The sequence below is a fragment of the Lamprocystis purpurea DSM 4197 genome, assembly GCF_000379525.1.
GTDB classification, from domain to species: domain Bacteria; phylum Pseudomonadota; class Gammaproteobacteria; order Chromatiales; family Chromatiaceae; genus Thiodictyon; species Thiodictyon purpureum.
In genome coordinates, this window is the sequence record NZ_KB902475.1 from 55,668 (window position 1) to 70,394 (window position 14,727).

11 protein-coding genes are annotated in these 14,727 nt (G+C 65.5%); 7 read left to right on the forward strand and 4 right to left on the reverse strand.

What is annotated here, in order from left to right; translation table 11 throughout:
* Positions 1-52: 52 nt before the first annotated feature.
* Positions 53-1,201 carry an efflux RND transporter periplasmic adaptor subunit gene (locus A39O_RS0110735; protein ID WP_026199310.1) on the reverse strand — a complete coding sequence of 383 codons (1,149 nt, stop codon included), beginning with the start codon at positions 1,199-1,201 and terminating at the stop codon, positions 53-55.
* 487 nt (positions 1,202-1,688) lie between these two features.
* Here A39O_RS0110735 and A39O_RS0110740 point away from each other — a divergent pair, with 487 nt between their 5' ends.
* The 3 genes from A39O_RS0110740 to A39O_RS0110755 all read left to right on the forward strand — a co-directional run bounded on the left by A39O_RS0110740 (position 1,689) and on the right by A39O_RS0110755 (position 6,958).
* Positions 1,689-3,188, forward strand: a complete 1,500-nt coding sequence (locus A39O_RS0110740) for a dynamin family protein (protein ID WP_020504662.1) — start codon at positions 1,689-1,691, stop codon at positions 3,186-3,188.
* Positions 3,189-3,196: 8 nt separating this feature from the next.
* Entirely contained in the window at positions 3,197-4,090 is an 894-nt protein-coding gene (locus tag A39O_RS0110745) for an ROK family protein (protein ID WP_026199311.1), read from the forward strand.
* 369 nt (positions 4,091-4,459) lie between these two features.
* Positions 4,460-6,958, forward strand: coding sequence for a DNA methyltransferase (locus tag A39O_RS0110755; RefSeq protein WP_020504665.1), 2,499 nt, complete (start codon positions 4,460-4,462; stop codon positions 6,956-6,958).
* 16 nt (positions 6,959-6,974) lie between these two features.
* On the opposite strand, the gene A39O_RS0110760 is transcribed toward A39O_RS0110755, so the two are convergent.
* Complete coding sequence (locus tag A39O_RS0110760) at positions 6,975-7,715, reverse strand: hypothetical protein (RefSeq protein ID WP_020504666.1); 741 nt, start codon at positions 7,713-7,715, stop codon at positions 6,975-6,977.
* Positions 7,716-8,050: 335 nt separating this feature from the next.
* Here A39O_RS0110760 and A39O_RS43140 point away from each other — a divergent pair, with 335 nt between their 5' ends.
* Complete coding sequence (locus A39O_RS43140) at positions 8,051-8,326, forward strand: type II toxin-antitoxin system RelE/ParE family toxin (RefSeq protein WP_020504667.1); 276 nt, start codon at positions 8,051-8,053, stop codon at positions 8,324-8,326.
* Positions 8,327-8,331: 5 nt separating this feature from the next.
* On the forward strand, positions 8,332-8,667 hold the full coding sequence (locus A39O_RS0110770; protein WP_026199312.1) for an addiction module antidote protein: 336 nt from the start codon (positions 8,332-8,334) through the stop codon (positions 8,665-8,667).
* A 277-nt stretch (positions 8,668-8,944) separates the two neighbouring features.
* Here the strand turns inward: A39O_RS0110770 and A39O_RS0110775 are convergent, their stop codons facing one another.
* Together A39O_RS0110775 and A39O_RS36480 are read right to left on the reverse strand one after the other, a co-directional pair.
* Positions 8,945-9,364 carry a hypothetical protein gene (locus A39O_RS0110775; RefSeq protein ID WP_020504669.1) on the reverse strand — a complete coding sequence of 140 codons (420 nt, stop codon included), beginning with the start codon at positions 9,362-9,364 and terminating at the stop codon, positions 8,945-8,947.
* Positions 9,365-9,414: 50 nt separating this feature from the next.
* A complete protein-coding gene (locus tag A39O_RS36480; RefSeq protein ID WP_020504670.1) occupies positions 9,415-11,769 on the reverse strand; it encodes a caspase, EACC1-associated type in 2,355 nt (784 codons plus the stop codon).
* Positions 11,770-12,372: 603 nt separating this feature from the next.
* Between A39O_RS36480 and nadA the strand changes: the two genes are divergently transcribed.
* Positions 12,373-13,443, forward strand: coding sequence for a quinolinate synthase NadA (nadA, locus tag A39O_RS0110790; protein WP_026199313.1), 1,071 nt, complete (start codon positions 12,373-12,375; stop codon positions 13,441-13,443).
* A 582-nt stretch (positions 13,444-14,025) separates the two neighbouring features.
* Positions 14,026-14,724 carry a c-type cytochrome gene (locus A39O_RS0110795; RefSeq protein ID WP_020504673.1) on the forward strand — a complete coding sequence of 233 codons (699 nt, stop codon included), beginning with the start codon at positions 14,026-14,028 and terminating at the stop codon, positions 14,722-14,724.
* The last annotated feature ends 3 nt before the right edge of the window (positions 14,725-14,727 follow it).

Here is a 14,727-nt window from a genome sequence, read left to right on the forward strand (position 1 = left end):
TCAAGTCAGTTACGGCCGATCTCCATGCGGATCGGCGTTTCGCTGGATGAGGTCAGCGGTTTGGCGCGGCCTCCTTGGCCCAGCCGGCGGTCACCCGCGGGCCCGGATTGGCGAGAATCCGATCACCCGCCGCAAGCCCGCTCAGTACCGTAACGAAGCCGTTGCCCAGTTCCTCGCCGATGCGGATCAGGCGCAGTTGGGGCTCACCGCCTTCCGCCAGGACGTAGACACCGGGCAGGCTGCCGTTATAGCGGATCGCGGTGGAGGGAATCGCGGGGTTGGTGCGCGCCGGGGCATTGACATCGGGAATCAGCACCCTGGTGTACATGCCGGGTTCGGACACCCCCTGCGGCAGGTCAAACTTGACCTTGACCGTGTGGCGCTGGGCATCGGCCATCGGAAAGATCTGGGCGACCCGCACCGGTACCCGGCGATTGTCGAGATCCAGTTCAGCCTTGACCATCATCCCCTCACGCAGTCCCGGACGCAGGCGCGCCGGGACATCGACCTCCACCTGGAGATATTCGACATCCGCGTAGTTGAGTAAGGGCTGACCCGGCTGAACCGTGTCGCCCACCTCGACGAACTTCTTGACGATGACGCCGGCGAAGGGAGCGATACTGCGGGCATCCCGAATCTTGGTATCCAGTGCCTGCAGTTCGGCCTGCAGGCGCAGCATGGCGTTCTGGGCCTCCTGGATCTGGATGCCGGAGGCGAACAGGTCGGCCCCGCGCTCGGCGCCGCGCTCCCGATCACCGACAATGCTCTCCATCGGGCGGGTGAACATCTGATCGAACAGGTTCGGGATGCCCATACCGCCGGGGGCCGCGCTGGCGCGGGGTGAGAAAATCTCCCGGTTGTACTGCACTCCGGCATTGCGCAGTTGTGCGTCGGCGCTCGCCATCTGCGCGACCATGGCGCGCCGCTTGGCGAGCAGTTCGGCATCGTCGATCGCGACCAGGAGGGCCGCCTCCTTGAACTTATCGCCCTCGATCCCGGCCAGGAAGGTGACCCGCCCCGGCAGTTGAGCCGCCAGCGTGACCTCTTTGTAAGGGATGACGGTGCCGCCAACCGAAACGGTGGGTGCCCCCTGGGCCTGCTGCACCACGATGGACTCACCCAGGTCGCCTGGCCCTTGGGCCACGGCGGTCCCGGCGACCGCGAGGGCGAGCAAACAGGCTCCGACGCTACTTCTAGTCATGTTTCCCATCGAAAGGCATACCAAGGGTATTGGTTCAGGTTCTGCAAACACGTTCGCGTTTCCCGCTGTTGTTATCGTGAATCTGCCGCGCGTCGGGGCGCAGTATGCACGCGCGCCCCGCAAGGATTCAAGCAACCTGGCGAGAACATCAGCGAAAACAGCGGGCTAAATGAGGCCTGCAAGGCCCGCGCGGACGCCGCGCCGGCACCCCAGGTCAGCAAAAATCCCGTTGTTGGCTCGTCACTTGAGTCCAACTCCGCAGGGGCGCGGTTCACCCATGGACCCCGGCGGCGCCCGCTCGGATGCGAGACTACCGCGTCGCGACCGATCGGTATACCATCCGTCGTCAACTTCGGGCGGTTTGGATCGTCATCCACAGCCCCGTTCAACACCAGCCATCGCGGCGCCGTCTCCCACGGACCCCAGGGCCGAGCCCCGGACCGCACGACCGCGCCCGACCCTGTTACCCCTTAAGAGGATAGCCGTCATGCCGACAGAAGAGGTCGTCTCCCAGCGTCTGAAAAACCTGGAGCGACACTTGGAGCAAGAGAACCCGGTGCTCCTCAACGCGGTGCAAAGCTTTCGCGAACTCGACACGGTCGCCCAGGGCATGGGGCTCTTGGCGCGCAACGAATCCTATGCGACCCAGATCCCCTGGTGGCCGCTGATCTCGGTGCTCGGGACCTTCTCGTCGGGCAAATCGACATTCATCAATCACTTTCTCGGGCACAAAATCCAGCGCACCGGCAATCAGGCGGTAGACGATCGCTTCACGGTCATCTGCTACAGCAGCGCCGCGACGCCCCACGCTCTGCCCGGCGTCGCCCTGGACGCCGACCCACGCTTTCCGCTCTACCGCATCTCCTCCAGCATCAATGAGGTGGCGGCCGGCGAGGGGGAGCGCATCGATGCCTACCTGCAACTGCGCGCCTGCCCGAGCGAGCGGTTACGCGGCCGGATCCTGATCGACTCCCCCGGCTTCGACGCCGACAAGCAGCGCACCGCCACGCTGCGCATCGTCGATCACATCATCGACCTGTCGGACCTGGTGCTGGTCTTCTTCGACGCCCGTCACCCGGAACCGGGCGCCATGCGCGACACCCTGCAGCACCTGGTGGCGAATACCATCAAGCGTGCCGACTCGGGTAAATTCCTGTTCATCCTCAACCAACTCGACATCACCGCCCGTGAGGACAACCCCGAGGACGTGGTCGCGGCCTGGCAGCGCGCACTCGGCGAGGAGGGTCTGTCCGCCGGCCGCTTCTATACCATCTATTGCCCGGATGCGGCCAGCCCGATCGATGACGAGGCCCGGCGGCGGCGCTACGAGACCAAGCGCGATGCCGATTTGGGCGAGATCCACGGACGCATGCAGGCGGTCGAGGTGGAGCGTGCCTACCGCATCATCGGCGCCCTGGACAAGACCGCGACCGACCTTGGCGAGTCCGCGGCGCCGATTCTCCAGGAGGCGCTGACCCGCTGGCGTAAGCAGGTGCTGACCGCCGATACGATCTTGTTCGGCACCCTCGGTGTCCTGTTTCTCATCTGGAGTGTGAGCGCCGGCCACTGGCAGGCCGGGCTCACCTACAGCCCGCCGTGGCTCGACCTCCTGCATCAGGTGTCCTGGGGCACCAAGGCGCTGATCGGCGCCCTGCTCGGCCTGGCAGCCGCCGCCCATTTCAGCATCCGCCGCGTGACTGCCGGGCGGCTGATCAACCGGGTGCGCACCCGTGCGGCGGCGTCCAGTGTGCGCGGCGATCTGGTTGGTGCCTTCGAGCGCAACACGGTCTGGTCGCGAACACTCCTGAGCACACGCCCCATCGGGTGGGACAGCGCGGCGCAGCGGCGGGTGGAACAGGTGCTCCAGAATTGTGATGCCTATATCCAGAAGCTCAATGACCGCTTCACCAACCCCTCCGGTCATGCGGCGACTGCACCTGGGCGCAAGTCAGCGAGCCGCAAATCGGCGCCTGTTAAAAAACAATGATCGCGACCATGCGCATCGGTGTTGACCTCGGCGGTACCAAGATCGAAGTGATCGCCCTGGACCAGGGCGGCGCGATCCTGGCGCGACTGCGCATCCCGGCCCCACGCGGCGACTATCGTGCCACCCTGGACGCCTGCGTGGGCTTGATCACCGCCTGCGAGTCCGAGACCGGCCGGCAAGGCAGCATCGGGATCGGCACCCCCGGCGCCATCTCGCCGTTCACCGGACGGATGCGCAACGCGAACTCGGTCTGGCTCAACGGCCAGGCGCTGGATCGGGACCTCGCCGAGCGCCTGGGGCGACCGGTGCGCATCGCCAACGACGCGGACTGCTTTACCCTCTCCGAGGCCACCGACGGGGCCGGCCGCGGGGCGCACAGCGTCTTTGGGGTCATCATCGGCACCGGGACCGGCGGCGGCCTGGTGATCGGCGGCCGACTGCTCACCGGTCCCAACGCCATCGCCGGGGAATGGGGTCACAATCCCCTGCCCTGGCCTCAGCCGGACGAACTCCCCGGACCGCCGTGCTACTGCGGCAAATGCGGGTGTATCGAGACCTTCGTCTCCGGACCCGGACTCGCCGCCGACCATGCCGCCCAGACCGGCCGCGCCCTGAGCCCGCCGGAGATCCAGGCCGCCGCCGCGCGCGGTGAGCCGGGCGCGCTGCAGAGCCTCGCCCGCCACGCCGAACGACTCGCCCGCGGACTCGCCGGCGTGATCAACATCATCGACCCCGAGGTCATCGTCCTCGGCGGCGGCCTCTCCAACCTCCCCCACCTGTATGAAGACCTCCCCGCGCTGATCCGCTCGCACCTGTTTTGCGACGGCATCGCCACGCGCATCCTGCCGCCGGTTCATGGCGACTCCAGCGGGGTGCGCGGGGCGGCGTGGCTGTGGGGGTAATCACCAGACGTAGGGGCGGGTTTCAAACCCGCCCCTACACGAAGGTCTGTTTTCTCGCTCCCACGCTGGAGCGCTGGAGCGTAGGAACCAGAGTACAGGATTCAACGACCAAGGCATGAGGTGAGGATGACCCGCCCGTAACCAGCGCCCGCCGCCGGATCGGCGCCGAAGGTTGCGGCGGTCACCACCGCGCCCTTGCGGCCGATGGCGCCGCGTAACAACAGTCGAGGCCGATTGCCCGATGGCGGTGGGTATGGCGGCCAAAGTCGCCGGTGCACCGGACGGAGGCCGGAATGATGCTGACACCTGAAGGTCAGCGCAGCGTTGTTCGGTGTTGACTGATAGGTCAACGCGTCCTATTCTGGTCCCATGCAACTCCATGCGTTTCTGAAGTCCCGCCGCGCGCAGCTTGGCCTGTCCTTGCGCGCAACTGCCGCAGGCTGCGGCGTCGACCCAGCCCATCTGTCACGCGTTGAAGCGGGCAGCGCGCCGGCCTCGGACGCCCTGCTTGGACGGCTGGCGGATGTTCTGAGCGTCCCCCTGGATGAGCTGCTGCTGGTCGCCGGGCGGGTTCCGCCGTCGCTGCAGCGCCTGGTGGAAAGGGACCCGCATCAAGTCGCGGCGGCGCTCAATGACCTCGCGGGCATGATGGTTGCGGAGCCCGGCGAGTCGTATGGTGGTCCGGTGTTAGGCGGCCCGACCGAGCGGTCCATCGAAGACGGCTTTCCCTTCGAGCACCTGAGCGAAATCGCGGAGGTGGAGAGTTGGCGTAAGGAGGTTTGGCGGCCGGTCTACCACACGCACAAGTGGTGGGCGCAACGCCTCGGCAGCGTGTTCCGGGCGGTGATCCTGGGCTGCGCCACACCCAAGGGGACGGCGGTGATGGACCTCTACGCCAGCGCGGTGAAGCTGCCGGGACCGGTGATCTTCGACCCCTTCATGGGCAGCGGAACCACGGTGGGCGAGGCGCACAAGCTGGGTTGTACCGTGATCGGCCGCGATATCAACCCGGTCGCCTGGCGCGCGGTACGCACGGCCCTGGCACCCATCGACCGCACCCGGTTGCTGGCGTTGTTTGCTCAACTCGAAGCGACGGCAGCCCCGGAGCTACGTGCCCTGCACACCAGCCTTGACGGCGCCGGGGAGCCCTGCGATGTCCTCTATTGGTTTTGGGTCAAACAACTCGACTGCCCGGACTGCGGGTTGGCGGTGGACCTGTTCTCGTCGCGGGTCTTTGCCAAACATGCGTATGTGAAGAAATACCCCAAGGTTCAGTTGGTCTGCCCGCAGTGCGGGGAGATCTTCGCGTCGGACTTCACCAAGACGCGGGCGATCTGCCCGACCTGTCGGCAAGGATTCGATCTTCACGCGGGTCCAGCCATCGGCGCCCATGCGGACTGCGGCGGCTGCGGGACCCGCTTCGCCATCGCCACGACGGCCCGGGCGCGCGGTGAACCGCCCCGCCATCGGCTTTACGCCAAGTTGGTCCTGCGCACTGACGGCTCCAAAGCGTATCTACGGGCAACCCCGGCGGACGCGGCGGCTTATGCGGCTGCGGGCACTCGACTGCGGGACCTGGATCTGCCTTGCCCGCGGGTGGCGATTCAGCCCGGCTACAACACCCGCCAGGTCCTGAATTACGGCTATACCCGTTGGGACCAGTTCTTCAACGACCGCCAGTTACTCGGAATCGGGCTTCTGTCGCGCGCCATCGGCGACCTGCCGGCGGGTGCGGAGCGTGACGCGCTTTTCGTGCTGTTGTCTGGGGTGCTGGAGTTCAACAACCTGTTCGCCAGCTACAAGGGCGAGGGTACCGGGGCGGTGCGGCATATGTTCTCGCACCATGTCCTGAAACCCGAGCGCACCCCCATCGAGGCCAATCTTTGGGGAACGAGCAAATCCTCGGGCTCGTTCCTGAATCTGTTCCAGTCGCGGCTGTTGCGGGCGGTGGACTACAAGGCCGCGCCCTTCGAACTCGCTCTGGACGATACGGGCGGAAAGAAGGCTGGCCGCAAAGTGTTCGGCAAGAGCCGCCCCATGGGTGCGCAGGTGCTGAACGCCTGGCCGCGGGCCGGGCTGGCACCGGGGGCCGTCTATCTCTCCTGCGGTGATTCATCCACGACTGATATTCCGGCCCGGAGCGTCGACGCGGTCGTCACCGACCCGCCTTTCTACGACAACGTGCACTACTCGGAGCTGGCGGACTTCTTTCACGTCTGGCAGCGGCTGTGGTTTGCTGAGGACGCGCAGGGATCGGCCGAGACCACGCGCCATCCGGGCGAAGTCCAGGACACCGAGTCGTCGCGTTTCGCCGGGAAGCTGCAGGGTGTCTTCACCGAATGTCATCGGGTGCTGAAAGACGATGGTCTGCTGGTGTTCTCCTACCACCATTCGCGTGAAGACGGCTGGACCTCGGTCGCCGCCGCGGTGTTGGACGCGGGTTTCAAGCTCGTCCAGATCCAGCCGGTCAAAGCGGAAATGTCCGTCGCCATGCCCAAGCTGGCGGCCAAGTCACCCATCGACCTGGACGTGCTGATGGTCTGTCGCAAGGCCGCCGCGGACCGGCGGCCCGTGATCGCGATTGCGGCCGCGATGGACGCGGCCTTGACCGCGGCGGAGACCAAGGTGCGGCGCTTCAACGGCACCGGACGGCGGCTGTCGCTGAACGATGTCCGAATCATCGTGTACAGCCAGGCGCTGGTGGAACTGTGCGCCGGCCGCCGGCCGAGCGAGGTCCTGGCGGCCTTCGAGGGGTTGCTGAACCAGTGCGCGGCGATCTCGCAAGGGCTCTTCGCGGGACAGGACGACCGGCCGCGCACCGTCGGGTTAGCGGCAACGGGATTACCGGTCCAAGCGTCTTTGTTCTGAGGATGGTCCCGAACACTCAAGCGTGCTCAAAGACCTGGAAATGCCGGATCTGTCCGGCGTCAGGGCGCGGGTTGCCACGCGTGGTCGGCTTGGTCTTGCCGTCCAGATAGATCGCATAGCTCTCCAGGGATGTTGCGAAAAACGTACGTTCCAAGGTCCCCACCTGAATCAGGCGAGCGTCTGACGGAGCCCAATCGGTTGGGAGGATAAGCCGGCAGCGGCCGATTCCTGCCGGATGCAGAGTGAACGGCTGAGGGAATCGGTACATCTTGCGGTCGCGGATGAATCCGTCACCATAGGAACCGAAGCCCTTGATCCCCTCGTTCACATGGGCCGCGGCGACATCATAGTCGGCGTTTATGAGGTCGCCGTGGGCGATGCAAATTGAGTGCACCGGTCGGGGGTTCGCGCCGCCACCAGTGTAGAGGAAGAAAACCAGGAAAATATCGCGATTGCTCTTCCGCCCTGAGGGGATCGTGCTGTTGGAGTCGTAGTCTTTCCGTGGCGGCTTGCCGTTGCTGAAGGCGAGCGACTTGATTTCGTAGCCTTCGGAAGGCGGCTGGGTCGCGTCGCCGACCCAAAAATCGGGGTAACTGTTGCGACCTTGGGGGTACATGGGCAAATCGAGCGAACCAACCCGGTCGGCAAACCAATCCTGTGGAAAATACTCCTTGTCGTTCGCGCTCCGCGGAATCATGTCAACGCCCGCTGCGATGGCCTGGTGGGCCGCGAGGAAGATCTCGATGCTGTGAGTCATGCGGTTGGTGATCCTGATCCGACGGGGCCGCAGTTTAACCTCAAGAAGCACAGTCCCGTCGAGTTTGGCGCGCGTGGAACTGCCCTGGCAAACGGAAACAGACGGTTAACCCGCGCCCTGACCCGACATCCCCGTCGCTCCTTCAGGATCGCTACGCGACTTTCACGGCAAAACGACAACGGTTGTGTTCGTGTTGGTCGTGGTCATGAACCTGGACACCGCGCGATCTGCACGGTCGTCGGTCCGCACAGCGGACCCTACAGGTCACGGTGTTACCTTAGGGTCCGCTGTGCGGACCGTCCGCAGCTACTCAGATTTATCCACAGATGTCACAGATGTGCACAGATGAAGAAAACATCTGTTCTCAGGATCAGAGCACCGCGAAATGGCCGCTGCTACCGCCGCCGCACCAGCGCCTCATCCATGGTGCACGCATCGATATCCAGACGGACGGAGTCTCCGAGCTCAAAGTCGATTTTGGTCCCGGATACCGGGTCTACTACGCGTGGCGAGGAGAAACGCTGCTGCTCCTGCTTGCCGGCGGCGACAAGTCAACGCAGCAATCCGATATCGCCAAGGCGATTCAACTGAACCGCGATTTCAACGAGTAAGACTGATGCCAACAACAGAACGCTCGTCTGCTCGAAAGGCCGACTTCACTCCATACGACGTTGCCGAGCATTTGCGCACACCCGAAGAGATGGCCGCCTACCTGGACGCCTGGCTGGAGGAAGCGCCCGATGATCCTGCCGGTATCGCACGCGCGCTTGGCGCTATCGCACGCGCCAAGGGCATGACACAGGTTGCCAAGGACGCCGGTCTGAGCCGCGAGAGTCTCTATCGCGCGCTCAGTGCGGACGGCAATCCCAGCTTCGCCACCGTACTCAAAGTGACCAAGGCCTTGGGGCTGCAGCTTCACGCACAGGCAACGCCGCAGGTCGCCGAACCGTAGGATGGGGTGAGGAACGGACACTGGTGGCGAATTGCGCTCAAACGGGCGTATCCGCCGCACCGGCTTGGCTCAGATCCGGAATGTCTCACGCCAAGACGCCAAGGTTCTTCAAGGCGTTATCGAAACCGGAGGCGCTCGCGGGTGACGGGGTCGCCGCAGGACTGCGCTCTTCTTGGCGTGCTTGGCGCCTTGGCGTGAGATACGTTCTTTCCAGACTCCGCGGTCGGGAGAATTCGCCGCTAATGTACGTTCCTCACCGCATCCTACGCGCTTAGGATCAAGGCTGCGCGCCCGCGGCGGCATCACCGCTCAATTGCCGTTGCAACCGCCCCGCCAGGGCCTCCACCCGCGCCTCGTCCATGGTGGGCGCATCGAAATCCAGTTCGATCAGATTGGCGCCCACCTGCACCTTGAGCTTGACCCGCGATTCGCGGGTGACGAAGCCCTTGAGGAAATCCACCAGGGCCGGCACCGTGTCGGGCAAGACCGCCAACACGAGCGCGCCCAAGTCCTGACCGAGCCCCTTGGCACCCGCCCCGACCGGCACGGATGCCGACCCCGCCAGGGTCACTCCAGCGGTCAGTTCCGGCACGTCCAACTGACCGCGCAGGGCGCGGGTCAGGTCGTCCACTTCGTCCTGGGTCAGGGCGTCCGGCGGATTGGCTTCAAGAAACAGGGTCATGGTCTGATCGGTCATCGGGCATCTCCTGGGGCGAATAAAAAGGGAAAAAGAATAGAGAAAAAAGGTCAATAGTCCTGGGCGAGGCGGAAACCGAGGGTGTCGCTCCGGTTCGACGGCCCGTCCCAGTTACGGTCCGCGGACCGCAGCCACGATGGCTGGAGGTTCCACGCGCCGCCGCGGACCGCCCGGTTCGGCCCAACGTTGGCATCATTCTTGCTATTGCATTTCATCTCGTTGCCATTGTAAGGGTCAGCATAGGCCGAGCAAGTCCACTCCCAGACGTTGCCGGCCACCTGATGCAGCCCCCAGGGATTGGCCGCCAGGCTGGCGACCGGCAGCGTCTGTTGTCGGTAGACCCCGGTCTTGGCCCCGCAGCCGTTGTAATCGTAGTTGCCGTCATAATTGGCCTGATCGGTGGAGATGCAGTCGCCGGTCCAGAAGGGTTTCTCGGTGCCGGCACGGGCCGCGTACTCCCATTCGGCTTCGGTGGGCAGCCGATAGGTCTTGCCGGTCGCCCGACTCAGCCAGGCGATGTAGTCTTGGGCATCATTCCAACTCACGCAGACCACCGGCGCATCCTCGGTCTGCGCAAAGCCCACAGAACGCCAGGAGAAGGCCTTGTCCTGTTGCCAAGAGCCATCCTTCCAACCGTAACAGCCGTCGCCCTTCTCCGCCTCGGTCTGATAGCCCTTGTTCGCCGCCACGAAGGCCCGAAACTGCGCCACCGTGACCTCGTACTTGCCGATGGCGAAGGGCTTGATCGCCACTGAATGCTGCTGCTCATCCGCTGATCGTTCGGATTCGGTGTCCGGGGAGCCCATCGGGAAAGTCCCGGCGGGAATCTTGACCATCGTCGGCCCGGCGGAACCGTCCTTCTTCAGGGTGTCGGTGAAGGTCGGCAGGGGCACGGTCGGAGCGGACTGCGCGGCGCGCGCAGGCGTGGTCTGAACCTCCACGCCCGCGGAAGCGCTGCCGCCGTCGGTCGGCGCAGACTCCGCAGCCGCAGCGGACGGCGCAGAGCCTGGCTCGATCACGACCGGCTGAGTGGGCTTCGACACCTTTCCGGGGACCAATACCACGGCTGCCGCCACGGCCGCCACGCCAAGCACAACGGGAACCAGCCAACCGGAGCGACGGCGCTTGACCGGCGGCGGATCGGCTTTCACGGGCTTCTTCAGTAAGGGCGCGGCGGCCGGTGCCGGCTCCGACGAGGCCGGCGCCGCCGCCTCGCGCGGGCGCGATGCCTGCTCCGGCGCATCGGGAGCCGCCTTGCTGCGCGCGCCGGACAAACCCTGCTCGGAATCCACGCCTGGGGGACGCCCCTGCATCCCCCCGACCGCCTCCCCGGCACCCGATCCCGTCGTCGGCAGGCCCACCACGCCCTCCCGCGGGATTGCCGCCGTGTCCGCCTCCGCCGCGACGCGCTTCAACGCGGTCTCGATCAAGCCCCGCACCTGAAAATCCCGCTCCCGCGGCAACCGTTCCTCCAAGACCGCGATGACCACCGGCCGTAGCGGCGCCTGATGCATCAAGTTCGCCAGTTCGCCGACGGCGCCGATACGGGTGCGGTGGTTCACCGACGCGAGATCGGCCAACAGGTCGGCGCCCAGCAGATCCTTGGGGTCCAAGGCCGGTGTCCGCGCCTGGGGGTTACGGGCCAAGATCAGCTCACCGCGCACCTGGCCGAACCGTTCCGGCGTCATGCGCCGCGGCCCGGCGGCGGTCGCCTTGACCACCCCGGCATGGACATACCGATAGAGTTGCTCGACGCTCACCGCGGGCGCACCCGCCGCCGCCTCGCCGGTCTCCAGACCCTGGATCAGGAAGTGGGTGAAGAGCGAGCGCTCCACGCCGGCGATGACACGGTTGCCCTCCCAGGAGGATTCGCCGGCGGTCGACGAGGTAAGGATGACCCGTCCGTAACCGGCGTCCGCCACCGGTGCCGCGGCCGGATCGGTACCGAAGGTCGCGGCGGTCACCACCGCGCCCTTGCGGCCGATGGCGCCGGCGTAACAACAGTCGAGGATCAGGATCTGGCGGCCGGCCGAACTGCGGTCCATCACATCGGTGATGAAGGGGGCGGCCAGGGCGGTGCCGTCGAGACAGTCGCGCTCGCTGTCGGGCAGCGCGAGATAGAGCCGGCCGGTGCGGTGATCGAGTTCGCCGTGACCCGAGAAATAGAGCAGCACCAGATCGTCGCGCTGCCGGTTGGCGAACAGCCGGCCGATCGCCCGATGGGCATCCGCGTAATCGGGATTAGGTAGGGTTTTAACCAGCGCTGGATCGAACCCGCCGATGGCCGGATCGGTGAGCACGCGCGCCAGCCCCGCCACGTCCGCCGCCGGGACCTTGAGGTCCGGCAGGCCCTGATAGCGGTCGTTGCCGATCAGCAAGGCATGTTTCTGAGCCGCCGGGGACATGGGTGTCCTTGGGTGCGCCTGGTTCCCGGTATTCTAACCCCGATGGCGGCGGGGCTGGCGGCCAAAGTCGCCGGTGAGACGGGCGGGGCCGCGATGGGCCTTGATCGTAATGCCGGCCAGCGGCGTGCGTCGTCAGGGCTTCCAGCCCTGACGGTGTCAGGCCAGGATGGCCTGACTACGCATCCGGCGAACCCAAGTGGCCGGAATCTTGATCGAGACCTCCGCGATGGGACTTACAGCGGATTGGCAGCCGCTGTCCTGAACGACCGGACCCGGCGGATGACGGGGCGACTGAAGTCGCCCCTACAGATGCGCGATGCGGTTACCTTTTTTCAGGTCACGGTACATGCCCATGGCGGGCACACGGCGGCCACCCGAATGTGGAACCGCGGCGGCGGCATCGGGTGCGATCCAAAGTGATGTGGTCGCAGATGCGCGTAGCACGTAGGACCCCATCAGTTCTAATCACACCCATCGGCATCCCGGAGTTGACGCGACAGGAAAAAGGCGCAACTCTTCGTGATTATCCTCGGCGACCGGCACTTCGCGACACCTGTCGCCGGAGCCGCCGACAGCCCCGGCCCACGCGGAGATCGTACGACGATGAGCAGCATCCCAGCGCAGGAGCAGGTCCGGCGCCCGCTTCAGGTCCCACCTCACCCCCACTGGCCTGCTTTGAGCGACGACGCCAAGGCGGCGCTCACAGGGCGGATCAAGTCCCTGCTGGCACAGGAGCATGCGGTCCTGGTCGCCCATTACTACACCGACGCCGACTTGCAGTCGCTGGCGGAAGAAACCGGCGGCTGCGTCGCCGATTCGCTGGAGATGGCGCGCTTCGGCGCGGCGAGCGACGCCCGGACTTTGGTGGTCTGCGGTGTCCGCTTCATGGGCGAGACCGCCAAGATTCTCAACCCCGAAAAGCGCGTGCTGATGCCGGATCTGGCAGCCACCTGCTCGCTCGATGAGGGCTGCCCGGCGGACGCTTTTTCCGCCTTCTGCGACGCGCACCCGGATCACACGGTGGTGGTCTATGCCAACACCAGCGCCGAGGTCAAGGCGCGCGCCGACTGGGTGGTGACCTCCAGCATCGCGTTGCCGATCGTCAAACACCTGAAGGCGCTCGGTCAGAAGATCCTGTGGGCGCCGGATAAGCACCTGGGCCACTATGTGGAACGGATGACGGGCGCCGATATGCTGCTGTGGGACGGGGCCTGCGTCGTCCACGAGGAGTTCAAGTCGTTTGCCTTGGAGCGGGTGCGCAAACTACATCCGGGAGCGGCCGTGCTGGTCCACCCGGAGGCCCCGGACGCGATCGTCGATCAGGCGGACCTGGTCGGCTCCACCACCCAGTTGATCCGTGCCGTCACCGAGCTGCCGAACCAGGAATTCATCGTCGCCACCGACGCCGGGATTTTCTGGAAGATGCATCAGCTCGCGCCGCACAAGACACTGATCGCCGCCCCGACCGCCGGCGAGGGCGCCACCTGTGAAAGCTGTGCGCACTGCCCTTGGATGGCCATGAACGCCCTGCAGAATCTGGAGCAGGTGTTGCTCACTGGGGCGCAGGAGGTCCGCATCAATGAGGCCGTACGGCAGCGCGCCGTCATTCCGATCCAGCGCATGCTCGACTTCGCCCGCATCCAGGGAGTCGGCGCCCCCGCCCGATCCGACTGAGGTCGTCGTGGGATGGGTCCGCGTGGGCCTTGATCCCTGCGGCCTTCCTGGTGGATGCGGCGCGCCCATCCGCCGTCCCGGGTCCCTGACACCGAAGCGCGCGCCTTATCCACCCTACAACGGGGCCGGTGTTGTAGGGTGGATAAGCGTAGCGCATCCACCATCGGCCTTGCCGCCGCCACTGGACCGTCCGAATTTGGAATTGCTGCATCGCGGCACCTTGGCAAGAGTCGCCGCAATGCCGTACTATCCAGACGTTTTCCAGGTGAATCACCCGTTCGCCCGACCGCAAACCATAACAACAATCGGAGCCGCGACCCAGGTCCAGTCTTCAGCCGCGCTGGAGACCCGACGCGTGTAGTCGTCACCACTTACCGCTGCGAGGACTCCATGTCTCATCCCCCGAGAGGCCAAGGCGTCGGCTCCCTGATGAAGCGCATCGCCGCGCGCTCATTCACGACTTAATCACGCTTTGCTGTGTTACGAATGCACGGGAGACGCCCGCGGGCGGCCCCCGGTCCGCATCGCGGGGGGACGCCTCCGCGCGAACGCTACGCCTGTTCCACACCATCAGGAGGTCACATGGCCAATACACCAACCAGACTGGCCCTGCTCGCCGGGGCCCTCGCCTTAAGCGTCGGTTTCGTCACGCAAGCCGCGGATGCCCCGGCCGCGCCGGCCGCGCCGGCACTGGTCTCCGGAGCCAGCGCCGTCATGCTCGCCGAAACCTGTGCCGGCTGTCACGGCACCGACGGGGCGAGCGTCGGTCCCGCATCGCCGACCCTGGCGGGCATGGACGCCGCCTATTTCACTGAACTGATGCAGGGCTTTCGCGACGGCAAGATCTATTCGACCATCATGGGTCGCATCGCCAAGGGTTATTCGGATGAAGAGTTCGAGCTCATGGCCGGCTATTTTCGCGAGAAGCCCTATGTCCCCGCGAAACAACCATTCGACCAGGCGCTGGTCGCCAAGGGCAAGAAGTTCCATGACAAATTCTGCGAGAAATGTCATAGCGAGGGCGGCGCGCCCCTGACCGGCGAGGCCAAGGCGAAAGAAGAGGGTGAGGCCGAGGAGGAGGAGGAAGGCGAAGAGGGCGGGGAAGAGTACCAGATCCTCGCCGGCCAATGGACCCCCTATCTGGTCTATGCCATGGAAGACTTCCGTGCCGATCGCCGCGAGATGCCCAAGAAGATGAAGAGCAAGCTCAAGGATCTGATCACGAAGGAAGGCGAAAACGGTCTGACGGCGATCTACGCCTACTACGCCAGCCAACAATAAGCG

Coding starts and splice junctions, on each gene's coding strand:
- A39O_RS0110735 (WP_026199310.1), bottom strand. CDS start 1,201: ATGACTAGAAGTAGCGTCGGAGCCTGTTTGCTCGCCCTCGCGGTCGCC.
- A39O_RS0110740 (WP_020504662.1), top strand. CDS start 1,689: ATGCCGACAGAAGAGGTCGTCTCCCAGCGTCTGAAAAACCTGGAGCGA.
- A39O_RS0110745 (WP_026199311.1), top strand. CDS start 3,197: ATGCGCATCGGTGTTGACCTCGGCGGTACCAAGATCGAAGTGATCGCC.
- A39O_RS0110755 (WP_020504665.1), top strand. CDS start 4,460: ATGCAACTCCATGCGTTTCTGAAGTCCCGCCGCGCGCAGCTTGGCCTG.
- A39O_RS0110760 (WP_020504666.1), bottom strand. CDS start 7,715: ATGACTCACAGCATCGAGATCTTCCTCGCGGCCCACCAGGCCATCGCA.
- A39O_RS43140 (WP_020504667.1), top strand. CDS start 8,051: ATGTGCACAGATGAAGAAAACATCTGTTCTCAGGATCAGAGCACCGCG.
- A39O_RS0110770 (WP_026199312.1), top strand. CDS start 8,332: ATGCCAACAACAGAACGCTCGTCTGCTCGAAAGGCCGACTTCACTCCA.
- A39O_RS0110775 (WP_020504669.1), bottom strand. CDS start 9,364: ATGACCGATCAGACCATGACCCTGTTTCTTGAAGCCAATCCGCCGGAC.
- A39O_RS36480 (WP_020504670.1), bottom strand. CDS start 11,769: ATGTCCCCGGCGGCTCAGAAACATGCCTTGCTGATCGGCAACGACCGC.
- nadA (WP_026199313.1), top strand. CDS start 12,373: ATGAGCAGCATCCCAGCGCAGGAGCAGGTCCGGCGCCCGCTTCAGGTC.
- A39O_RS0110795 (WP_020504673.1), top strand. CDS start 14,026: ATGGCCAATACACCAACCAGACTGGCCCTGCTCGCCGGGGCCCTCGCC.